19 protein-coding genes are annotated in these 21456 nt (G+C 59.7%); 13 read left to right on the top strand and 6 right to left on the bottom strand.

From position 1 onward, the window contains the following. Nucleotides 1-18: 18 nt before the first annotated feature. The 6 genes from B0G81_RS36970 to B0G81_RS36945 form a co-directional block, all read right to left on the bottom strand. Nucleotides 19-1119: a YCF48-related protein gene (locus tag B0G81_RS36970; RefSeq protein ID WP_134142684.1), complete on the bottom strand. Its 1101-nt coding sequence runs from the start codon at nucleotides 1117-1119 to the stop codon at nucleotides 19-21. 119 nt (nucleotides 1120-1238) lie between these two features. Continuing rightward, nucleotides 1239-2600, bottom strand: coding sequence for a DUF1329 domain-containing protein (locus B0G81_RS36965; protein ID WP_116117288.1), 1362 nt, complete (start codon nucleotides 2598-2600; stop codon nucleotides 1239-1241). A gap of 17 nt (nucleotides 2601-2617) precedes the next feature. Then, entirely contained in the window at nucleotides 2618-4327 is a 1710-nt protein-coding gene (locus B0G81_RS36960; RefSeq protein WP_134142681.1) for a DUF1302 family protein, read from the bottom strand. 268 nt (nucleotides 4328-4595) lie between these two features. Next, nucleotides 4596-5399, bottom strand: a complete 804-nt coding sequence (locus B0G81_RS36955) for an SDR family oxidoreductase (RefSeq protein WP_134142677.1) — start codon at nucleotides 5397-5399, stop codon at nucleotides 4596-4598. Between the two features lie 74 nt (nucleotides 5400-5473). Next, the gene (locus B0G81_RS36950) at nucleotides 5474-6268 is read right to left on the bottom strand and encodes a glucose 1-dehydrogenase (protein ID WP_134142672.1); all 795 of its coding nucleotides are present in this window, start codon (nucleotides 6266-6268) and stop codon (nucleotides 5474-5476) included. 203 nt (nucleotides 6269-6471) lie between these two features. Further along, nucleotides 6472-7482, bottom strand: coding sequence for an NAD(P)-dependent alcohol dehydrogenase (locus B0G81_RS36945; protein WP_134142667.1), 1011 nt, complete (start codon nucleotides 7480-7482; stop codon nucleotides 6472-6474). Nucleotides 7483-7607: 125 nt separating this feature from the next. On the opposite strand from B0G81_RS36945, the gene B0G81_RS36940 reads away from it, so the two are divergent. The 13 genes from B0G81_RS36940 to B0G81_RS36880 all read left to right on the top strand — a co-directional run bounded on the left by B0G81_RS36940 (nucleotide 7608) and on the right by B0G81_RS36880 (nucleotide 21432). Then, nucleotides 7608-8357 carry an electron transfer flavoprotein subunit beta/FixA family protein gene (locus B0G81_RS36940; protein WP_134142662.1) on the top strand — a complete coding sequence of 250 codons (750 nt, stop codon included), beginning with the start codon at nucleotides 7608-7610 and terminating at the stop codon, nucleotides 8355-8357. A gap of 2 nt (nucleotides 8358-8359) precedes the next feature. Continuing rightward, nucleotides 8360-9289, top strand: a complete 930-nt coding sequence (locus B0G81_RS36935) for an FAD-binding protein (RefSeq protein ID WP_134142657.1) — start codon at nucleotides 8360-8362, stop codon at nucleotides 9287-9289. A 160-nt stretch (nucleotides 9290-9449) separates the two neighbouring features. After that, nucleotides 9450-10808 (top strand): aromatic ring-hydroxylating dioxygenase subunit alpha, encoded by a 1359-nt coding sequence (locus B0G81_RS36930; RefSeq protein WP_134142653.1) that lies wholly within the window; start codon nucleotides 9450-9452, stop codon nucleotides 10806-10808. Nucleotides 10809-10810: 2 nt separating this feature from the next. After that, nucleotides 10811-12517, top strand: a complete 1707-nt coding sequence (locus B0G81_RS36925; protein ID WP_134142648.1) for an FAD-binding protein — start codon at nucleotides 10811-10813, stop codon at nucleotides 12515-12517. Between the two features lie 17 nt (nucleotides 12518-12534). Next, nucleotides 12535-13521: a thiamine pyrophosphate-dependent dehydrogenase E1 component subunit alpha gene (locus tag B0G81_RS36920; RefSeq protein WP_134142643.1), complete on the top strand. Its 987-nt coding sequence runs from the start codon at nucleotides 12535-12537 to the stop codon at nucleotides 13519-13521. Continuing rightward, nucleotides 13518-14549: an alpha-ketoacid dehydrogenase subunit beta gene (locus tag B0G81_RS36915; RefSeq protein WP_134142639.1), complete on the top strand. Its 1032-nt coding sequence runs from the start codon at nucleotides 13518-13520 to the stop codon at nucleotides 14547-14549. Before B0G81_RS36920 ends, B0G81_RS36915 begins: the two co-directional genes overlap by 4 nt. A gap of 11 nt (nucleotides 14550-14560) precedes the next feature. After that, nucleotides 14561-14791, top strand: a complete 231-nt coding sequence (locus B0G81_RS36910) for a lipoyl domain-containing protein (protein ID WP_106285290.1) — start codon at nucleotides 14561-14563, stop codon at nucleotides 14789-14791. Nucleotides 14792-14842: 51 nt separating this feature from the next. Further along, nucleotides 14843-15658, top strand: a complete 816-nt coding sequence (locus B0G81_RS36905) for a 2-oxo acid dehydrogenase subunit E2 (RefSeq protein ID WP_134142635.1) — start codon at nucleotides 14843-14845, stop codon at nucleotides 15656-15658. Nucleotides 15659-15693: 35 nt separating this feature from the next. Continuing rightward, nucleotides 15694-17226 (top strand): long-chain fatty acid--CoA ligase, encoded by a 1533-nt coding sequence (locus tag B0G81_RS36900; RefSeq protein ID WP_134142631.1) that lies wholly within the window; start codon nucleotides 15694-15696, stop codon nucleotides 17224-17226. A gap of 41 nt (nucleotides 17227-17267) precedes the next feature. Further along, complete coding sequence (locus B0G81_RS36895) at nucleotides 17268-18161, top strand: crotonase/enoyl-CoA hydratase family protein (RefSeq protein ID WP_134142628.1); 894 nt, start codon at nucleotides 17268-17270, stop codon at nucleotides 18159-18161. A gap of 65 nt (nucleotides 18162-18226) precedes the next feature. After that, entirely contained in the window at nucleotides 18227-19006 is a 780-nt protein-coding gene (locus B0G81_RS36890; protein WP_134142623.1) for an enoyl-CoA hydratase/isomerase family protein, read from the top strand. 93 nt (nucleotides 19007-19099) lie between these two features. Beyond that, nucleotides 19100-20305, top strand: a complete 1206-nt coding sequence (locus B0G81_RS36885; protein ID WP_134142618.1) for an acyl-CoA dehydrogenase family protein — start codon at nucleotides 19100-19102, stop codon at nucleotides 20303-20305. Nucleotides 20306-20307: 2 nt separating this feature from the next. Continuing rightward, on the top strand, nucleotides 20308-21432 hold the full coding sequence (locus tag B0G81_RS36880; protein WP_134142613.1) for an acyl-CoA dehydrogenase family protein: 1125 nt from the start codon (nucleotides 20308-20310) through the stop codon (nucleotides 21430-21432). Nucleotides 21433-21456 lie beyond the last annotated feature (24 nt).

The raw sequence follows: 21456 nt of genomic DNA, 5'->3' as shown, positions 1-21456 counted from the left end.
TGCGATGGATAAACACTGTCACTTTGCGTTGCCCGCGACGGGAAGCTCGATGCGGGAAAGTCCTGCCGCGCCGGTGACGATGGCCTCGCTGCCACGCGTCATCAGGCCGAAAACCGCGCCGGGCACGGGCGTGGCGACGCGGCTGAAGGTCTTGCCGTGATCGCTACTAACCAGCAGTTCGCCTGCCTGTGTGCCGAGCAGCAGCCGGCCATCGGCAAGTTGCCCGCTCGCCAGCACGCTCGCGCCTGTCGGTAAGGAAATCTTCTGCCACGTCTGGCCGTTGTCGACTGTGCGGAACGCGTTACCCAGCAGACCGTAGGCAATCAGCGTCGAGCCGCTCGAGGTCATACCAAAGAAGCTGCTTTTCGACGGCGTCTTGAGTCCGACAAAGCGCTGCGCGCCCTCGTCGAGTTTGAGGAGAAGGCCTTGCTCGCCAGCAATGTACAGCGTCGACCCGATGCGCCGAATGGTGTGAAGGTTCAGCGCATTCGGGTTGTCAACGCGATCGAACCATGGCTCCCAGGTTTTACCGCCGTCCTTCGTATGAAAAATAATATTGAAGGAGCCGACCACCCAGCCGGAACGGTCGTTGTCGAACCATACGTCGAGGAATGGTCGGCCTCCCATGTCAGCCAGAAAGCGTGCGGCTTCGTCCTGTGCTGTCTTTAGATCCGGTGAAGTGCCCGCCTGGTGAGAGTAGAAGCTCTGCATCAGCTTTGCCGCCTGAATGCCGTCGAGCTGTTTGTGCCACGTGGCTCCGCCGTCCGCGCTGTGCAGCACCTGGCCATCGTGTCCCACTGCCCAACCTTGCTGCGGCGTTGCAAACATGACTGAGACCAAATCCGAACTCACTGGGCTTGGCGCCTGCCGCCAGTGTGCGGCGTCGTCGTCAGACAGAAGAATCACGCCGCGCGGTCCGACGGCAACAAGCCGCTTGCCTGCGAGCGCGACCGACATCATGGGTTCGTGGGTAGCGTTTGGCGCTGCTGCGGCAGGGGTGTCGATCGGGTCGTGAAAGGCTGCGTTGGCATCGCCGGTTACGATACACGCCGCGGCCACTAGCGCGAGCGTGACCGCCGGGACAACCGGGACAAACGCGCGAGCTGTTCTAGGGCTCATTTAATCTCCTTGCGCCGTCACGGCAAAACAAGGTGCCACGACGGTCTGTCTCATCTCATTTGTTCTGGCGGCGCGCGGTGATGGCGGGCCAATCGTCGCGCGCCGTCCATTGTGCTGCCTTAACGGACACCAGTCGACTGCATACGATCCGGCGTGAAGAAATCCCTGGGGAAGCTCACGTTGAAGAAGATGCCTGGCGACTCCGCGGGATGGCTGCCGAAGATATAGATGCCACTGCCGAAGTCATAGAACCAGTTGCCCAGCGAGTATGGCACTTTGTAATCGTAGGCGGGGACCGTGGTTTCGAATCCGCCGCGGTAGAGCTTTCCGGATTGGTCGTACGCATCCATCGCACCGCCGCCGCCATCTTCGTCCATGTACATAACCTTCTTGCTGTACACGTGACGGACATTGGCCTTTAGCGTCAATTCCACGACCCATACCCGGTGCAATTCCCAACGCGTCGTATCGGGATTGACGAACTTTGGCGTGAGAATCTTGCTGGCCGGTGTTTCGTACTGCTGCTTGTAGTCGTTGTACGGAATGTACATCTCCTTCTTGCCAACAAGCTTCATATTCCAACGGTCCAGCTTGCCGTAGAACAACTGGATGTCATCCATGGTGATGGCGCCGGAGTAACCCGGGTTCGGCGTGTCATAGGCGAGATCGGGCGCGACACGCACACGACGCTGGCCAGGGCTGTACATCCACGACTGCTGGTCATGGTCCGCGGTATCCATGAAGTACCAGAAGAGTGTCGTTTCGCCGATCAGTCGTGCGGGAGCGGCATAGTCGTTGAACACCTGGTACCAGATTGCTTCGCCGCCTTTCTTCTTAAAATCATCTTCGTTCTTGATGTCGAAGTAAGGGTAGCTCAATGAGCTTTTAAATTGAGCCGCAAGCGTCGAGTTCCCGGCGGTATCGACCAGGTAAGTCTTAACCGTATTCCTCTGAAAGGTGCCTACATAGCGCAGTTCCCAGTCCCAGATTGCTTCCTGGCCGGTCTTTGGCACAGGGAACGGTTTGCCGCCGAATGCTCCGGTCAGGAACAGGCCGTTTTTCTCCAGCTTCGCGCTCGACGCGTTCTTCTCCGAATTTGCCAGATACCAGTCCGGATAAGACGCGCTGCGATGCGTCGGGTAAATGTCCATCCGATAGGTTGGATAGCGTTTGAAAAGCTCCTGCGCGCTAGCGCTCAGTTTGTCCGCGTACTGCTGATAATTTTGCGCCGTGATTTGCAGTACCGGCTTCTCATCGGGGTAGGGATCGGCCCACTTGCCGCTGTTCGCCTTGAAGCCCGCCGGCATCGTCGTGATGCCACCGGTATAGGCGGGGATGGTGCCGTCCTTGTTACCCGCAATCTCGGCGCCGAATGGCGTAGTACCTGATTCTGCCGCGAGTGCTGTAACGCCAGCGAAGGGAACCGCGCAAAGCGGTACGGCGACCACGAGCGCCTTGACGAGTGTTGATATACGTTTCACAACTGTCTCCATCTGTTTTAGAACGTAGTCTGGTAGGTAATCCCAAGCCACGATTTATCGCTATACGGTGCGCCGACGGCCGTCGCCGCACCGCCGCTCGAGAATCCCTTCTTGTTCGTGTAGTACGTGTACGTGATATCTATCTCATGCTTGTTGTGGATATTGAAGTTCAATCCAATCAGGAACGTATTGAAGCCCTGCGATTCCCCGGCATTGTTGATTACCGGTGAGTAGCCCTTCAGGTTCAAGTTGATGAAGAGGGGCATGGTGAGGTCGACACCTGGAAACACCTGGTACCACTGCGGGCTCGCACCGATACCCATACCCATCCAGAACCGCGACGCGCAGTTGTTGTACGGATTGTTGCCACTGCCCGAGCATTGTCCTGACGTATCGTAGCCAGACAATGCGAGATTGCCCGGATTCTTCTGTACAGACATCAACCGATTGAACGCGAACTCACCCTGTACAAACATGTTGTCCCAGAAGGGCGTCTTGCCGACAGATTGCGTCAGATTGAACAGCCCGTGCAACGTGCGACCAGTCGGGGCGTTGTTGATCGTTGTCGTACTGGTGGGGCTCAGCGGCATATTCCAGCGATAGGAAATTTCAGCTGCATACGCGGCATTGCCAACAGGACCGTTGATCCCGGCGCCGACCAGGTTGACATCATTACCGTATTGCGCCTGGATACCGGGCAGCGTGACCGGACCTAAGTTCACGCCACGGCCGGGCGCGACCAGCGCGGCCCACGGGAATTTCATGGCGAAATGCCGGAAGGCAACTTCCGCTGTGCTGCCGATCGCATCGATACGCCACTTTCCATCTACGCCTATGTCGCCCTGCTGGCCCTTGATCGGGGCAACCCGGTTCAGCGGCACGGGCCCAAGTCCAGGGATCGCTGTATAAGCGGCCACCGGCGGTCCGTACAAGATAGCGTCCGCGCCACCGAAATAGGTGCCGCCTTCGGGAATGCGGTCGTAGTCCCATTCGAAAGTGTACTGAGCCGCCAAGGTAATGGTGTCGGTCAGCTTGGTCGACACGACCGTTTGAGTGGTTGGCAAAACCACCTCTTTCAGCGACGCGCTCGGGCTGATCGTTGCCTTATATAGATCGATTGGTTGCTGGGCGAATGCAATTGAGTTTGTGCCACCGATCGTCGCGAAAGCGGCCTGGCCCCAGGTGATGGCGGTACGGCCCAGCTTGACGTCGACCGGGTGGTCGCCGAGATTGAACGAGCCAAAGACAAATGCGTCGCGCAACTCGCCGCTGGGACCCCCGTAGTATTTCTCGACATAACTTGAGTAGGTATTACCCGGGTAGTTCGGCAGATTGTTAGGCGAAGGCAAGGACGTGTTGTTATTAACGTGGCTCCTGTAGCTTGGGTCGTACCACGCGGCCGCACTCACGCGGAAACCCCAGTTGTCCTTGTACTTGAAGTCGAACTCGCTGTATAGGTTCAGTCGAGCTTGAATCGTGCCGAATTTTGATGTCGAGAGGTCGCTTTCGTCGTAGGTCGGGCTATTCGTGTAGAAGCCGTCGCGGCCTTGCAGACGCATGCCGTAATCGCCGCGCACGGTGTTGTCCCAGTGCATATCGATGTCCGGGTTCGGCGTAGTGATCTCGAAAGCCAATCCGCTTGTGCTATATAGCCCGCACACAGCCGCCAGGCAGGTGGTCCACACGGCAACGCTGATTTTCGTGGGCCGCGGCCGATAGTGTTTCATGTTGTCTCCTCTACGTTGAATTTTCGGCCTACTACTCAGATGTCCGATTAAGCCTGCGGAACTTCGTCCGCTCTTTTTCAACTTTCGATGGAGTGAGGTCCACCGTTGACCGCTGCCTTTAGCTAACTGCGCCGTCTCTGTTTTCCGGATGCCTATCGACTGTCCTGAATCGAAATATGTGAATACTGTTCGTAAATATAAACACGCATTTTTGGGTTGTCAACGTCGTTCATGACGGTAGTTTCACTACTGCGGGCCACGCCGGCCATCAGATCAGCAGGTGACCGCCGTCCACGGTGACGAACGCGCCAGTCATGTAATCAGCCAGACCCGTGCTAAGGAAGTAGACAACCTTTGCGATGTCGTCGGGTTCGGCGTAACGGCCAAGGGTGGATCGAACGGGAATGTCGGCAATGGCTTCGGGAGCTATGCCCAGCACGGCCATGATCCCCGGCGCTGCTTCGTTTGCGCCCGGAGTGGCAACGCCACCCGGCGCGACCGCATTCACCGTTATGCCGTATTTGCCGAGTTCCTTTGCGAGTGACTTCGTCATCATCGCGACGCCGCCTTTCGCCGAATCGTAGGGAACCAGGCCGCCGACCGGCAACACCGCATCGACCGAAGAAATATTAATGATCTTGCCGCCACGTCCGGCGGCGATCATCTGGCGAGCCGCTGCTTGCGCCTGAAAGAACACGCTCTTGAGGTCAATATCGAGCACGGAATTCCACAGCTGTTCATCGATCTCCATGACGGGGCGCGGGGCGACCAGCGCGGCGTTGTTCACGAGGATGTCGAGTGTGCCGAACTGATTTAGTGCGATGTCGACCGCCATCTGAGTGTCTGCAACGCGGGCGACGTCGGCTTTGACAGCCAACGCCCGCGCGCCCGTATCTCGGATCGACTGCGCGGTCTTTTCTGCAAGGTTGCCGTTGATATCGCAGATGACGACGGCAGCGCCGGCTTCGGCGAGACGTCTTGCAACCGCCTCGCCGATGCCCTGTGCGGCGCCGGTAATGAGGGCGGTTTTGCCCTCAAGGTTGAGGAGGGAAGTCAACGTCTTTGTATTCATATACGCGCTCTCTGAAATGCGGATGGCGCGTTCCGCTGCGTGGCTTCGCAAGCGGCTTTCGCGCGAAGGAATGGCTAGACCACTGACATCGGGAAGCAGAGGATCTCCGACACACCGCCGTCGACCATTAGCATTTGGCCGTTCATATAAGAACTGGCTTCGGACGCGAGGAATACGGCCGCGCCGCCAAGTTCTTCTGGGCGTCCCCACCGTCCGACGGAGATGTGCGAACGGACGATTTCTTTCATTTGAGGATTCGACGTGATGGGCTCGGCCATATCGGTCACGAAGTAGCCTGGGCAGATGCCGTTGCAGCGAATGCCGTGGCGACCCAGTTCGGCGCCGAGCGACTTGGTGAGGCCGGCCACTGCGTGCTTGCTTGCCACGTAGGCCTGCAGTTTTTCCCGTCCAAGGACCGAAACGTACGAACCGACATTGATGATGCGCCCGTGGCCGTACGCGATCATCGGCGGAGATACCTGCTGCGCGAGGAGATAGGCCGCCGTGACATTGGTGTCCATCGTGCGCTGCCACATGGCCGGCGTTGACTGCAGAAAATCGGACCACTCGCAGATGCCGGCGTTGTTCAGCAGTATGTCTATCCTTCCGTGACGCGCGAGGACGTTCTGTACGGCAGCCGCGATGCCGGCCTGGTCGGTGAGATCGAACGGCTCGAGGTCGACTTGTTCGCTACCGACCCCAGCGGTGCCGCGAATGGACCCGGCGGCAGTTTCCAGACTGTCGCGCGAGCGGGCGGCAAGCACGACGGTCGCGCCCGCGGACGCGAGTGCGCTCGCCATCGCGAATCCCAGACCACGCGACGCGCCGGTGACGAGTGCAACCTGACCATCGAGAGAGAATATTTTCATTGGCACGTCTTCCCCGGGAACGAGCGCCGATCCGATGGCTGGATTTGCGTAGACATCGATCAACGGCAAATTGGAACATACGAACGATGTTCTACATTATGAACAACTTGGGGCGGTTCACGAAATGGGGTATACGCGGGGGCAACCGGCTCGGACGCGCACGAGACAAGCATGGAGATCCGGTCGCATCCGACCGGCAAGCGCTAGGCGTGCTGAATCACGATTTTGCCGAAGTGGCGCTGGCTCTCCAGGTGACGTAGAGCGTCGGGCACATCGGCAAAGGCAAACGTTGAATCGATCACGGGTTTTAACCGATGGAAATCGATTGCGCGGTTCATGGTCTCGAAATCCTGGCGAGACCCTACATGAATCGGGGCGATAGCAAGGCCGCGCATGAAGAAACCGTCACCGGGCGAGGGGGCGCCGGTAAGCATTCCCACCACACTGATGCGACCTCCCTTCCGTGCGGCGGCGACCGATTCGGCGAAGGTCGCAGCGCCTCCAACCTCGACGACGAGGTCGGCGCCATTGCCGTCTGTCTGTTCCAGCACGGCATCCGCCCAGCGCGGCGTGCTGCGGTAATTGATGGTCGCATCGGCGCCCAGTTCCGCGAGCCGTGCGAGCTTCGCGTCGCTCGACGAGGTGGCGATGACTCGTGCGCCGAAAAGCTTGGCGAATTGCAGCGCAAAGAGCGAGACGCCGCCGGTTCCCTGGACGACCACGGTTTGCCCCGGCAGCAGCGGCCCATGCTCGCACAGCGCGTTCCAGGCAGTTAGGGCCGCGCATGGCAGCGTTGCCGCTTCTTCGTCCGAGAGGTGCTTCGGTATTGCAACGAGTTCTTCTTCGCCAAGCAGCACCGTGTCGCGCAGCATGCCTTCGACGATTGCGCCGCGTCCCAGCGTGTCCGAATGGTGCGGCAGCGTACCGCCAACCCAATTCTCGTAGAAGGTCGCCGCAACCCGATCTCCGGGCTTCACGCGGCGCACGCCCGAGCCGACGGCGACGACCGTGCCCGCACCGTCAGAGACGGGAATGTAGTTCGGCCGCAGCCAGTCTCCGAGCGCACCACGCATAAAGAGCAGTTCGCGAAAATTGAGCGAACTGGCATTCACCTTCATCAGCACCTGATGTGGCCCCGGTGGCGGCAGGTCCGGTTCCTCGCAGAATTCCAGCCCCGTAATGCCTTCAATCCGAGCGCAGCGATAAAGCTTCATGGTTGCCTCCATAGCTGTCCATCACGGCTTGGGATTGCCTCGATGGACCTTCGTTGTCGTTGACAGTAGCGAAAGATGTGGTTCAGAATGTAGAACATTGTTCATAAAAGCGTCTGGAGCGTCAATTGAAAATACTTGTCGCGGTGAAGCGGGTGATCGATTACAACGTGAAGCCCCGTGTCAAAACCGACGGATCTGGCGTGGATCTGGCCAACGTCAAAATGGCCATGAATCCGTTCGATGAAATCGCGGTGGAAGAGGCTGTGCGGCTAAAGGAAACTGGGGCCGCAACCGAGGTGGTGGTGATTTCCGCCGGCACCTCGCAGTCGCAAGACGTCTTGCGCACAGCGCTGGCGATGGGCGCCGATCGGGCAATCCTGGTAGAGACGGCGACGGATCTGCAGCCGCTCGCCGTCGCGAAGCTGATGGCGGGAATCGTCGAACGCGAAGCGCCGCAACTGGTGCTGCTCGGCAAGCAGGCGATCGACAACGACGCCGGCCAAACCGGTCAGAAACTCGCCGGATTGCTTGGCTGGCCGCAAGCCACATTCGCCTTTAAAACGGAAGTCGCGGACGGCGTGCTGACCGTGACACGCGAAATCGACGGTGGGCTCGAGCGAGTCGCTCTCGATCTGCCCGCAGTCGTCACCACGGATTTGCGCCTGAACAGTCCCCGCTATGTGACGTTGCCCAACATCATGAAAGCGAAGAAGAAGCCGCTCGACACGCTGACGCCGGAAGCACTCGGCGTGGACGTGACGCCGCGTCTGACGGTACTCGAAGTGACTGAACCGCCGCCGCGCAAGAGCGGAATCATGGTGCCCGACGTCGAGACGTTGATCCAAAAACTTCGCAATGAAGCCAAGGTGATTTGACCATGTCCATTCTTGTTATTGCAGAACACAACAACGCGGCGCTGCACCGCGCGACGCTCAATGCGGTCGCTGCCGCGACGCAGATCGGCGGCGATGTTCATCTGCTGATTGCCGGCCACGAAGCGTCGGGCGCCGCGGCCGATGCTACGAAAGTAGGCGGCGTGACCAAAGTTTTGTACGTGGACGCCGAAGCCTACGCGCACGCGTTGCCGGAAAACCTTGCGGCGCTGGTGGTGTCGCTCGCGCAGCCGTATAGCCACGTGATCGCCGCATCGACGGCTGTCGGCAAGAATTTCATGCCGCGAGTCGCCGCGCTGCTTGATTGCGCTCAGATCTCTGAAGTCGTTGCCATCAAGGCAGCGGATACATTTGTGCGTCCAATTTACGCCGGCAACGCGCTTGCCACAGTCAGGTCTGTCGACCCGGTCAAAGTGTTGACCGTCCGCACGACGGCCTTCGACGCCGCTTCGTTGGAGGGCAGTGCGCCGCTCGAATCCGTGCCGGCGGCAGCGCCCTATGAACGCGCGCGTTTTGTCGACCAGGAACTGACTAAATCAAGCAGGCCCGAACTGGCGGCAGCCAATATCGTCGTGTCCGGCGGGCGCGGCATGCAGAACGGCGATAACTTCAAGCTCCTCGACGCGCTCGCCGACAAACTCGGCGCGGCAGTCGGCGCTTCGCGCGCCGCTGTGGACGCGGGATTCGTGCCGAACGATTACCAGGTCGGGCAAACCGGAAAAATCGTCGCGCCTCAGCTCTACATTGCTGTGGGCATCTCCGGTGCGATCCAGCATCTGGCGGGCATGAAGGATTCAAAGGTCATCGTTGCAATTAACAAGGATAACGAGGCGCCGATTTTCCAGGTCGCCGACTACGGCCTCGCGGCCGATCTTTTCGATGCCGTGCCCGCGCTCACGGAGGCGCTGGACTGACGTTGGACCGGATTGACAATGTTCTTCCCGTCAGCCTAGTATTTTGAACGACGTTCATATATACCCACCGCTGCGCGCCGAAGCCTCAATCGGCCGGTGCGCCAGAAACGAAGAATCCAGGATCGGCATGCAAGCCGGCGACACCATGAAGGAGATATCGATGGGTGACACGAGTACCAGTTCGGTTGAGCATGCTGTCCGCCTCGATTTTGTGCCCAAGGAAAGCTATCTCTCGAAGCAGTTCCTCGACGAGGAGACGCGAAATTTGTGGCCGCGCGTGTGGCAGGTGGCCTGTCGGCTTGAAGAGATTCCGGGCGTCGGCGATTACGTCACGTTTGACGTAATCGGTGAGTCGATCATCGTGGTGCGCACTGCTGCCGACCAGATCAAGGCCTATTACAACGTCTGTCAGCATCGCGGCCGGCGTCTGACGAACGGCTGCGGCAAGGCGGCGAAGTTTCATTGCAACTATCACGGGTGGCAATGGAACCTTGACGGAAGCGTCGCACGCGTGCTCGATCGCAGCGATTGGGAGGGCTGCCCCGACATGGCCGACGACGATCTGCGCTTGCAGGAAGTCCAGGTGGATACATGGGGGGGATTCGTGTTCATCAACATGGATACCAACGCCGAGCCGCTTGCAAAATTCCTTGAGCCGGTTCCGGAAATCACGAACTGCTTCGAGTTCGAAAAAATGCGTTACCGCTGGTACAAGTCGAGCCGGTTGCCGTGCAACTGGAAGGTCGCGCTAGAGGCGTTCAACGAGGGCTATCACGTCTCGGCAACGCACCCGCAACTGCTCGACGTCGCCGGCGATGATGTCACCCGCAGTTTCGCCTATGGGCGCCACGGCATGTTCGGCTATGCGACAGCGACGCGCTTCATTGGCGCCCCGTCCTCGCGTACCGGCAAACCGATGCCGGAAGACGTGCGGCAAGGGCTGGTCAATTTCTTCAAGGTGATGGAAGACACTCTGAAGGCCATCAATTCCGCGCGTGACTACGAAGCGTCCAAACGTCTGCTGACCGAAATGGCGCCCAGCGGCAACCAGTTTGAAGTTCTGGCGAAAGCCATGGAATTTCAGCGCGAGGCCGCCGTCGCCGAGGGTGCGGGTTGGCCCGACATCTCTTTCGAGCAGATGGGGCGAGCGGGCGCCGACTGGCACGTGTTCCCAAATCTTATTTTCCTGCCTTACCCGGACGGTGCGCTGTTCTATCGTGCGCGTCCCGACGGCGACAATCCCGATTCCTGCATTTACGACATCTGGTCGCTGGTTCGATACGCGCCGGGCGCTGAGCCGCCTCTCAAGCGAGAGTTTTACTACGGGGTTGACGACTGGAAGCAGAACGCGCTGGAGAATTTCGGTCTGATCCTATGGCAGGACTTCCAGAACATGACGAACGTGCAGCAAGGGATGAAATCGCGTGGCTTCAAAGGATCGCGCACGAATCCGCTGCAGGAGACCTCGGTGTCCAATTTCCACCGCGCGCTGCGGGAATTCATCGCGCAGGGGAATTGAGCATGAGTGACTGGGATGCAACCTATGACTTCGTCGTTGTCGGCAGCGGCGGCGGCTCGATGTGCGCCGCCCTCGCGTGCAAGACAGCGGGCAAAGAGGCGCTGATCATTGAAAAGCAGTCGAAGGTAGGGGGCTCGACGGGGTATTCCGGCGGTGTCTGGTGGTTGCCGAACAATCATGTGATGCGACGCCACGGCGTGCGTGACTCGTACGAGCGCGCGCGGGAATACTTCGATGCGGCAGTCACCTATCAAGGGCCCGGAACATCGCCGGCGCGTCGGGAAGCCTATTTGCGCACGGGCCCGAAGATGGCTGAATTCCTCGAACAGCAAGGCATGCAGTTCGTCTATGCGGACGGATGGTCCGACTATTACGACACATTGCCTGGTGGCGAGCCTCGTGGCCGCTCACTGCTCGCAAAGTTGTTCGACGTTAAGGAACTGGGTGAATGGGCGCCGAGGCTTTCACGGTACAAAGGCGTGTCGATTCCCGCCAATTCGAACGAGTTTCCAGAGCTTTTCCTGCTCAAGCGCACATGGGGTGGCAAGCGCAAAGCGATGCAGCTCGCGGGCCGCATGCTGTATCAGAAGCTGACGGGCAAAGAGCTGGTTTCGAACGGCGCGGCGATCCAGGGCCGCATGCTGCAAATAGCGCTGCGTGAAAACATTCCTATCTGGACCGAAACGCCCGTGCGCGATCTCATCGTAGAGAATGGGCGTGTGGCGGGTGTGATTGCAATGCGCGGCGGACGTGAAATGCGTGTGCGTGCTCGCGAAGGCGTGCTGTTGAACACTGGCGGGTTTTCACACAACGCTGAAATGCGTCGTAAGTATCAGCCGCAGCCGTCATCGAGCGCGTGGACAAACGCCAATCCGGGCGACACCGGCGAGGTTCTCGAAGCCGCTGTCGCGATTGGCGGTGCGGTGGATTGCATGGAAGAGGCCTGGTGGGTCGTGACATCGCTTGGGCCCAACGAAACGCTGCCCGAAGGCGCGCGCGCCCCCGACGGCTCGCCCCTGCCGTTCATGCACCACCTCGATCTGTCGCTGCCGTTCTCCATCATGGTCGACCAGGATGGCCGCCGTTTTTGCGACGAAGCCGGTGCCTATATGGAGATCGGGCAACGCATGTACCAGCGTCAGAAGGAGACCGGTAAGGCTGTACCGAGCTGGGTGGTGATGGACAGCCGGCAGCGCAAGTACTACCCCTGGGGCACGGCAATGCAAGGCCAGATCCCGCAGCAATGGCTGGACAGTGGCTACATGATCAAGGCTGACTCGATTAGCGAGCTGGCGCAGAAGTGTGGTATCGACACCGCCGGCTTGCAGGACACCGTGACGCGCTTCAACGGCTTTTGCAAATCGGGCGTGGACAGCGACTACGGGCGCGGTTCACGTGCTTTCGATCGCTGCCACGGCGACCCTACGATCAAGCCGAATCCCAACCTCGGACCCATCGAGCAGGCGCCCTTTTACGCAGTGCGTATGTATCCGGGTGATGTTGGTACGGCAGGCGGGCTTGTCACCGATGAATACGCTCGCGTGCTCAAGGAAGACGGTTCGCTGATTCCTGGGCTCTATGCGACGGGCAACTGCACTGCGTCCGTCGTTGGCCGTTGTTATCCTGGCGCGGGCAGCAGTATCGGCGCGTCGTTCGTTTTCGGCTACATCGCCGCGCTGCACGCCAGCGGCGCACAAACGATCTGGTGATCGAAGGAGACCTTCGCATGAAAGTCCATCAGCCGCCCAGCAGTGAAGTACTGGTCGATATCTATCGGCGCATGACGCTAATCAAACAGAACGACGAGCGGTTTCGCGCAGTTATCAAATCCGGCAAGCTCGTCATGCCGTATTACTCGCCGCGCGGGCAGGAGGCGATTCCATCGGCGGTGTCGGTGTGTCTCACCGACGAGGACTACATCTGCACGATCTATCGCGGCGTGCATGACATGATCGCCAAGGGCGTGCCGCTCAAGGAGCTGTGGGCGGAACTGGGTGGCCGCGTCACTGGCACCTGCAAAGGCAAGGGCGGGCCGATGCACGTTACCCATCCGGCTTCCGGCGTGATGGTGACCACAGGCATTGTCGGCAGCTCGATGCCTATTGCGAATGGTCTCGCGCTGGCTGCGCAGATTCGCGGCGAACGACGCGTGGCAGTCGCCTATTTTGGCGACGGCGCCACCAACATCGGCGCTTTCCACGAATCGCTGAATATGGCGTCGGTCTGGAAGCTGCCAGTTGTTTTCGTGTGCCAGAACAACGGCTATGCGGAACACACGAAATACGCGTACGGCACCTCGGTGCCGAACATCGCGCAGCGCGCCGTGGCGTATCAGATGCCGGGCATCACCGTCGACGGTAACGACCCGATCGCGATGCATCGCGTGGCGCGCGAGGCGATCGACAGAGCCCGTGAAGGCGGCGGTCCGACGTTGATCGAAGCCAATACATTCCGCTTTCACGGCCATGTATTTGGCGACCCGGATGCCTATATGGACCAGAACGAAAAGGCGGCGTGGGTGGCAAAAGATCCGGTGCCGCTGTTCCGGGCATGGCTGATCGCTGCGAAGCATGCGACCGAGGCCCAGCTGACGGAGATGGAAGCGAACCACAACGCGGAAATCGACGCGGCTGTCGAGTTCGCGCTGTCGAGCGATTATCCGGACGTCGCCGAACTGCGGCGCGATATCTTTAAAGACGAGGTGCTGGCATGAACCAGGCGCAGACCGACATCAATACGATCCAGGCCGTCAATCTTGCGCTTGACGACGCGATGGCCGCCGACGCCAATGTGATCGTGCTCGGCGAAGACGTGGCCGACGGGCAGGAAGGCGGTATTGTCGGCGTGACCAAAGGTCTGTCGACGAAGTACGGCACTTCGCGCGTCCGATCGACGCCCATTTCGGAGCAGGCCATCATCGGCGCGGCGATTGGTGCGTCGATCGTCGGAATGCGTCCGGTCGCCGAAATCATGCTGATGAACTTTACGACGGTGGCGATGGACATGATCGTCAATCACGCTGCCAAGTTGCGCTTTATGTCGGGCGGCCAGACACATGTGCCGCTCGTGATCCGCACGATGACGGGTGCAGGGTTCGGCACGGGCGGCCAGCACGCCGACTATCTGGAAGCGTGGTTCGCGCACGTTGCGGGCATCAAGGTAGTGGCGCCGTCCACACCCGCCGACGCTTACGGCCTGATGCTTTCGTGCATCGAAGACGACGATCCGTGTCTCTTCATCGAGAACATGCCGACCTATTGGAATCCGGGCAAGGCGCCCGAGCGCGGCGTGCGAATTCCGCTCGGCAAAGCCAATGTGGTCCGCAGTGGCACGGATGTGACCGTCATCACCTATAGCCGCAGGGTGCACGACGTGATGGCTGTGGCCGAACAGCTTGGTGCAGCAGGTATTTCGTGTGAGGTGATCGATTTGCGGACGATTTCGCCCCTCGACACGGAAACTATCCTGACCTCGGTAGCTAAAACCGGCCGCGCCGTAGTTGTGCACGAGGCGGTCAAGCCATTTGGAGTGGGCGCGGAAATCGCGTCGCGTATCTATGAATCGCTGTTTCGTGAACTGAAGGCGCCTGTGCAGCGGGTCGGCTCGCAGTTTTGCCCGGTCCCATTTTCCAGGCCGTTGGAAGATGCCTTCGTACCGGGGGCCGCGGAGATCGAAGCTGCAATCCGCGCGACACTCGATGACACCGGTTCGAAGTCTCCATCCCGGTTTTCCCAATCTTAAAGAGAGCACTTATGTCCACACAGGTTTTGCTTCCGAAACTGGGCTTTTCGATGAACGAAGGCACGCTGACTGAATGGCTGTTGGAAGACGGCGCGAGCGTCACTGAGGGGCAGGCGCTCTATGCGCTGGAAAGCGACAAGTCAGTGCAAGAAGTGGAGTCGCCGGCCTCGGGGACGCTCCGGATCGTTGCGCAGATCGGCGAGGTGTATCCGGTAGGTACGGTACTGGCGGAGATCGTCTGATTCGTCGGTTGTCTTTTATGTTGATTGAACCAGTCTAGCGAGGCATCCGACATGAGCGTCGAATCCGTTTCCGCCGCACCACCCGTGGCTGCGCCCGCAGTTGTCAATGGTTCGGCGCCGACCGGTATCGGCGCGAATCTCCCCCCGTGGCCGCAGGTCGACTTCACCGAGTTTGGCGAAGTCGAGGTCAAGCCAGTCTCACGCATACAGAAGCTGACGGGCGCGTTCCTGTCGCGCAACTGGCTGACGATTCCGCACGTCACACATCAGGACGACGCCGATATTACGACGCTTGAGATCTTCCGCAAGGCGTATAACGATGGTGGACCCGCAATAAAGCTGACACCGCTGGTGTTTCTCATCAAGGCAGCGATCCGTGCGTTGCAGGAGTTCCCGCAATTCAACGCTTCGCTGGACGGTGACGGCAAAAACCTTGTGCTGAAAAAGTATTTTCACATTGGGGTCGCGGTGGACACGCGTTTTGGTCTTCTGGTGCCGGTCTTGCGCGACTGTGACAAAAAGAGCGTTCTGGAACTGGCGGCTGAGCTAACGGCGGTGTCGCTCAAGGCGCGTGAGAAAGGCCTTTCGATGGCGGAAATGTCGGGCGGCTGTTTCTCGATCAGCTCACTGGGAGGGTTTGGCGGCACCGGCTTCACGCCGATCATCAACGCGCCTGAAGTTGCCATTCTCGGGGTGACGAAAACCCGGCTGACGCCCCAGCCCTCCGACAACGGCGGTGTCGACTGGCGGAAGATGTTGCCGCTTTCGCTGAGCTACGATCATCGCGTGATCAACGGTGCGGACGCAGCTCGCTTCACGGCGTTCATAGCTGCGATGCTTGCAGATCCGCACGCGCTTGCGGCCTGACATTCGAGCGTTAAACATACGAAGACAGGATCGAGATGAAAACGATTGGGGAGATGATCGAGCGCAATGCCCGTTTCTACGCGGACAGGGAAGCGCTGGTTTTCGGTAGCCGGCGCGTGACTCATGGCGAGATGGCAGAGCGAGCCCGCCGATTCTCGGCTACGCTTTACCAGCGGGGGCTTCGGCGTCAGGACCGGGTCGCGGTGCTGGCGATGAATTGCGCGGAATACTATGAGACTTACCGGGCATGCGAATGGGCCGGCTTTCTGCTCGCCACAATCAACTTCCGGCTTGCGCCAGCGGAAATTTCGCACATCCTGACGGATGCGGCGCCGAAAGCCCTTGTCTTCGAGGCGCAATATTCGGAGCTGGTGGACGGTCTGCGCTCGCAAATGCCGGACATCGAACAATATATTTGTATCGGCGACGCACCGTCGTGGGCGATATCTTTCGAGTCCGTCATGGAAGCCGGCTCGCAGGATGGACCGCCGATCCGGTCACAGCCCGACGACTACGCTTATCTGATCTACACCAGCGGCACGACGGGTCGTCCAAAGGGAGTGGTTCGCACCCACCGTGCGATGTGCGCGACCGCGGAGAGCTGTGCGCTCGTGACGGAATTCTCCGGACACTCACGCGTGTTGCAGACCACGCCGGCATTTCACGTGGGCGGTATCGGTTATGTGAACGCGGTCGCGTGGATGGGCGGCACGACCGTGTTGCACCGCGGTTTCGAGCCGAAGGCGATGCTCGAGACGATTCAGGCAGAGCGCATCACGTTCACGTTTCTCGTCTCGGCCATGCTTCAGGCCTTGCTCGATGTGCCCGAACTGGCGTCGTACGATCTGTCGAGTATTGAGAACATCACCACGGCGGCCGCACCGGTTCCTGTACCACTGCTCCAACGGGGTATCGAAGTGCTGGGTCCCGTGTTCGCGGTCCAGTACGGCATGACTGAGAGTAATGCCTGTTGGCTGCCGGCGCACGAAGTTCGGCCGCATGGCACGTCTGATGAAATTCGGCGTTTGGCGTCGGTGGGTCATCCATGTCCGGGCATTGAATTGCGCATCGTCGACGATAACGGGGTGGACCTTCCGCAGGGACAGACCGGCGAAGTGTGGCTGCGCTCGGCCACGCAGTTGACCGGTTACTGGAACAACAGCGTTGCAACGGTCGAAGCGCTGCGGGATGGCTGGTATCGCAGCGGTGACATGGGCTATCAGGACAGTTGTGGCTACGTGTTTCTGGTCGACCGTAAGAAGGACATGATCATTTCGGGCGGTGAAAACATTTACAGCCGCGAAGTCGAAGACGCGTTGCTTCAGCATCCCGCGGTGATCGACGCAGCTGCGATCGGTGTGCCGCACGAGAAATGGGGCGAATGCGTGAAGGCGATTGTCGTGTTGCGCGCGGGCGAAGCGAGGCAGGAGGCCGAACTGATCGCGTTTTGCCGCGAGCTGATCGCAAGCTACAAATGTCCGAAGTCGATCGAGTTCGTCGACGAACTCCCGCGTCTGCCTACCGGAAAAATCAGCAAGGTCGTGTTGCGCCAGCGTTTCAGCCGCTGAACTTTTGGCGCGCAAGTACCTTCTTCGAATGAGAGTGAATCATGGGCAAATGGCTCAAAAGCACAGAATGCGTTCAGTTCGATGTTGCTGAACGAGTTGCTCGAATCACGCTGAATCGCCCGGACAAGCGGAATGCGATTAACGGTGTTCTTCTGCGTGAACTGAAAGAGGCGCTGCTCGAAGCCGACGATCTGAAGTCGGTTAATGTGATTGTACTGAGTGGATCTGGTAAAGATTTCTGCGCCGGCTACGACCTCGTCACGACGTATTCGGACCGTGCGGCTGAACAGATCGATCCGGGCGAATACCGCGGCGCGGTACGCAGCTTCGATGACGATTGCTGGTCGATGGAGCGGCAGTCGGAAACCGTCAACCTGATGGCCGAAATTCACAAGCCGATCATTGCTCAGGTCCACGGCAACTGCCTCGCGGGTGGCACGGACCTCGCGTTGGCCTGCGATATGGTGCTGGCGGCGGACAACGCGCGGATCGGTTTTCCGGCGACGCGCGCGAACGGCTCGCCACCGGCGCACATGTGGTTCTATCACGTTGGGCCGCAGTGGGCGAAGCGCCTTTTGCTGTCGGGCGATTCGCTGACGGGCCGGGATGCCGCGAAAATCGGTCTGGTGATGGATGCCGTGCCTATCGAGGAGCTCGACGCTGAAGTATCGGAACTGGCGCGGCGGCTGTCTTTTGTCGACGCGGACCTGCTTTCCGCCAACAAGCGGATTGTGAACCTCGGTCTTGAACTCGCGGGTGCGCGCACGCTGCAGCGCCTCGCTGTCGAGAACGATGCGCGCGCGCATCAGGGTCAGGGACCGCGCCGAGCGCAGTTCAAGGCGGACATGGAAGCCGTTGGTCTGAAGGATGCGCTTAAGCGTCGCGATGAGCCGTTCGGCAACGGCATGATCAAACTGCGTGCACGCGGTGAATGACGCTTCCGCGCGTGACGCGGGGAGCTTCTGAGCCGTCCGACTCACCCACTGAAGACCGCTAAACCATGGATGTCGAACTTTCACTACAGGGCGCGATTGCGACCCTATCGCTGAACCGGCCCGAGAAGCTCAACGCGTTGACGCCGGACATGCTGACCATGCTGATCGAACACCTCGATCGTATCGAGCGGGACCCGGCAATCCGTGCGGTGATCCTGACGGGCGCAGGGCGTGCATTTTGCGCGGGTGCCGATATCAAGGGCAGCGGCGCAGCGCCGCCGCAGATGAGCGTGTTGCACGCGCGGCAGTCGATGGCCGTCTACCAGCAGATCGCATTGCGGCTCTATAACCTCAACAAGCCGGTAATCGCGGCGGTACGAGGCGTGGCGGTTGGCATCGCATGGAGCTACGCGCTTTGTGCCGACTTGCTGCTGGTGTCGGACACAGCCCAGTTCATCCCAGCATTTCTTATGCGAGCGACGCTGCCCGAAGGCGGCATGGTGCATCTTCTCGCGCGTCACTGCGGCGAATTCCGCGCAAAAGAGATCATGTACCTCAACCGCAAGTTGACAGGCAAGGAGGCATTTGAGTGCGGTTTGGCGAATCGCGTCGTCGAAGATGAGAAGCTCATGCAAGTCGCCGAGGATCTCGCTGCCGAACTGGCAGCAATGCCGACCTTCTCGATCGGACTGACGAAGCAGCTGTTCCGTTCGAGCGCCGGCACGATGGAAGAGTTTCTCGTTCAGGAGCTGAACGCCGTCGCTCTGGCTGTGAATTCCGAGGATGCGGCCGAGGGACGACTGGCCGCGCGCGAAAAACGCACGCCAGCTTTCAAGGGGCGCTAGTCGATCACCTGGTTCGATGCAAGCAGTCGGACAAGCAAGGCAGCGAGCCATACCGGGCGTTCGCTAGCGGGGAAATAGCAGGAGGAGCCAGACATGCATTTCGAGTACAGCCCAGACGACGAAGCGTTTCGTCAAGAAGTGAGACAGTTCTTCACGGAGCAGTTGCCGGCTGGGATCTCCCATCGCTGGACGATTGGCGCTCATCCCCCGGCTAGAGAGGACATTCGCACGTGGCAAGGCATTCTTCATCAGCGCGGGTGGGGTGCGCCGCATTGGCCGGTGGAGTACGGTGGAACGGGGTGGTCCGGCTTTCGCAAGCATATTTTCATGGAAGAACTGTACAACGCCGATGCGATGGACTACGGCTGGCAGGGAACGCACATGGTTGCGCCCGTCATCATCGCGTTCGGCTCGGACTGGCAGAAGCAGCGCTTTCTGCCCGCCATTCTCTCTGGGGATGAGTTCTGGTGTCAGGGCTTTTCTGAGCCGAATGCGGGCTCGGACCTGGCGGAGCTCAGAACTACGGCGGTGCTCGACGGTGACGAATATGTGGTTAACGGTCAGAAGATATGGACCAGCGACGCCACGATCGCTGATTGGGGATTCTTTCTCGTCAAGACGGATACGACGGTTAAACCGCAGCGCGGCATCTCGTTTCTGCTCGTGAAGATGGACACGCCAGGCATCACCGTGCGCCCGATCGTTTCAATCGAAGGTGGAACAGGTCTCAACGAAGTCTTTCTCGAGAACGTCCGCGTGCCGAGCGCGCATCTGGTCGGAGAGGCCGGGATGGGCTGGACCTACGCGAAATATCTGCTGGAAAAGGAGCGCACGACGAGCGCATTTCTTTACTTCAACAAGCGTGAGTTGCAGCGTGCGAAGAGCATCGCCGAGCAGGAAACGATTGACGGGGTTCGTCTGATCGACACCCCGGAATTCGCCCGCAAGGTGGCGGCGGTTGAAGTGGATTTGCTGGCGCTCGAATGGTCGGTGCTGAGAATACTCGCAGAGGAAAAGACCACGCGCAATCTCGATGCGGTGGTTTCGGCGCTAAAGATCAGCGGCTCAGAGATGCAGCAGCGCGTCACGGAGTTGCAGATCGACGCACTCGGTCCTCGCAGCATGCGCTTCCAGGAACACGGCGATTGGAGCGCCGAGAATCCGTTAGCGGACGAGGCATGGCCCGGCTATGTAGCCGGCCGGACGACAGGTTATCTCATCGGCCGCGCTTCGACCATTTACGGCGGCGCGCGGGAAGTGCAGAAAAATATTATTGCCCGGCTCGCCTTTGGACTTTGACCATGGACTTCAATCTTTCCGACGAACAATTGATGCTGAAGGACGGCGTGGAGCGATTCATCCAGCAGCAATATGGATTCGAAACGCGCCGGGAAATTGCCGCGAGCGAAGAAGGTTTTAGCCGTGCACGCTGGCAGTCTTACGCGGAACTCGGCTGGCTCGGTCTGACACTCCCCGAAGATGTGGGCGGCCTTGCCTGCTCATTTGTCGAAACGGCTGTTGTCATGGAGGCGTTCGGCCGCGGCATGGTGCTCGAGCCTATTGTGCAAACGGCGGTGCTATGCGCGACGATTATCGATCGCAGTGGTTCGGAGGCGCAGCGGCAGGCTCTCCTGCCTGCCGTAATCGAAGGCCGGCTACTTCTTGCACTGGCTGACAGCGAGGCGGGCTCGCGCTTCAAGCTGGGCTGCGACGCGCATACCAGCGCCCGCAAGATGCAAGGCGGCTATTTGCTGAGCGGCGCCAAGACGCTCGTGATTGGAGGCGGATCGGCGGACCAGTTGCTCGTAACCGCGCGGCTCGATGATTCGGCCGAAGGTCCGGCGATTTTTGTCGTCGATCGCCTCGCAGCGGGTGTGAGTTGTCGTACGTATCGCCTGCTCGATGGATCTCGCGCCGCGGACTTCGAGTTTCGTAACGTCGAGCTGGATGAGTCGGCGTTGCTGAGCGCTCCTGAAACTGCGCCACAATTGCTTGAGACAGCGGTGGGGCTCGCCACGCTCGCGAGCGTGGCTGAGATCCTTGGTGTGATGGAAGCCGTGATGGACATCACGGCCGAATATATCAAAGCACGGGTGCAGTTCGGTCAGCCGATCGGCAAGTTCCAGGCGTTGCAACACCGGATGGCCGAAATGTTTGTTGCCGTCCAGGAGACGCGCTCGATGCTCTATTGCGGCATTGCTTATCTAGGGCGGCCGGCAACGGAGCGCAGCCGCATGCTATCGGCCGCGAAGGCGGTCGCCGGACGCGCGAGCCGTTTCGTCTGCGCGCAAGGGATCCAGTTGCACGGCGGCATGGGCATGACCGAGGAATATCAGGTGGGCCACTATTTCCGCAAAATGACGATGATGGAAAAGATGTTCGGAGACATCGACTTCCACCTCGCGCGTTTTGCTGCGACGCATTGATTCGAAGCGGCTGCAATCATAGGG

Source organism: Paraburkholderia sp. BL6665CI2N2, from assembly GCF_004366535.1.
In the GTDB taxonomy this organism is placed as follows: Bacteria; Pseudomonadota; Gammaproteobacteria; order Burkholderiales; family Burkholderiaceae; genus Paraburkholderia.
This window is presented reverse-complemented; position numbering and strand designations above follow the sequence as displayed.

Coding starts and splice junctions, on each gene's coding strand:
- B0G81_RS36950 (WP_134142672.1), bottom strand. CDS start 6,268: ATGAAAATATTCTCTCTCGATGGTCAGGTTGCACTCGTCACCGGCGCG.
- B0G81_RS36925 (WP_134142648.1), top strand. CDS start 10,811: ATGAGTGACTGGGATGCAACCTATGACTTCGTCGTTGTCGGCAGCGGC.
- B0G81_RS36905 (WP_134142635.1), top strand. CDS start 14,843: ATGAGCGTCGAATCCGTTTCCGCCGCACCACCCGTGGCTGCGCCCGCA.
- B0G81_RS36960 (WP_134142681.1), bottom strand. CDS start 4,327: ATGAAACACTATCGGCCGCGGCCCACGAAAATCAGCGTTGCCGTGTGG.
- B0G81_RS36915 (WP_134142639.1), top strand. CDS start 13,518: ATGAACCAGGCGCAGACCGACATCAATACGATCCAGGCCGTCAATCTT.
- B0G81_RS36945 (WP_134142667.1), bottom strand. CDS start 7,482: ATGAAGCTTTATCGCTGCGCTCGGATTGAAGGCATTACGGGGCTGGAA.
- B0G81_RS36890 (WP_134142623.1), top strand. CDS start 18,227: ATGGATGTCGAACTTTCACTACAGGGCGCGATTGCGACCCTATCGCTG.
- B0G81_RS36880 (WP_134142613.1), top strand. CDS start 20,308: ATGGACTTCAATCTTTCCGACGAACAATTGATGCTGAAGGACGGCGTG.
- B0G81_RS36910 (WP_106285290.1), top strand. CDS start 14,561: ATGTCCACACAGGTTTTGCTTCCGAAACTGGGCTTTTCGATGAACGAA.
- B0G81_RS36895 (WP_134142628.1), top strand. CDS start 17,268: ATGGGCAAATGGCTCAAAAGCACAGAATGCGTTCAGTTCGATGTTGCT.
- B0G81_RS36885 (WP_134142618.1), top strand. CDS start 19,100: ATGCATTTCGAGTACAGCCCAGACGACGAAGCGTTTCGTCAAGAAGTG.
- B0G81_RS36935 (WP_134142657.1), top strand. CDS start 8,360: ATGTCCATTCTTGTTATTGCAGAACACAACAACGCGGCGCTGCACCGC.
- B0G81_RS36900 (WP_134142631.1), top strand. CDS start 15,694: ATGAAAACGATTGGGGAGATGATCGAGCGCAATGCCCGTTTCTACGCG.
- B0G81_RS36920 (WP_134142643.1), top strand. CDS start 12,535: ATGAAAGTCCATCAGCCGCCCAGCAGTGAAGTACTGGTCGATATCTAT.
- B0G81_RS36955 (WP_134142677.1), bottom strand. CDS start 5,399: ATGAATACAAAGACGTTGACTTCCCTCCTCAACCTTGAGGGCAAAACC.
- B0G81_RS36970 (WP_134142684.1), bottom strand. CDS start 1,119: ATGAGCCCTAGAACAGCTCGCGCGTTTGTCCCGGTTGTCCCGGCGGTC.
- B0G81_RS36930 (WP_134142653.1), top strand. CDS start 9,450: ATGGGTGACACGAGTACCAGTTCGGTTGAGCATGCTGTCCGCCTCGAT.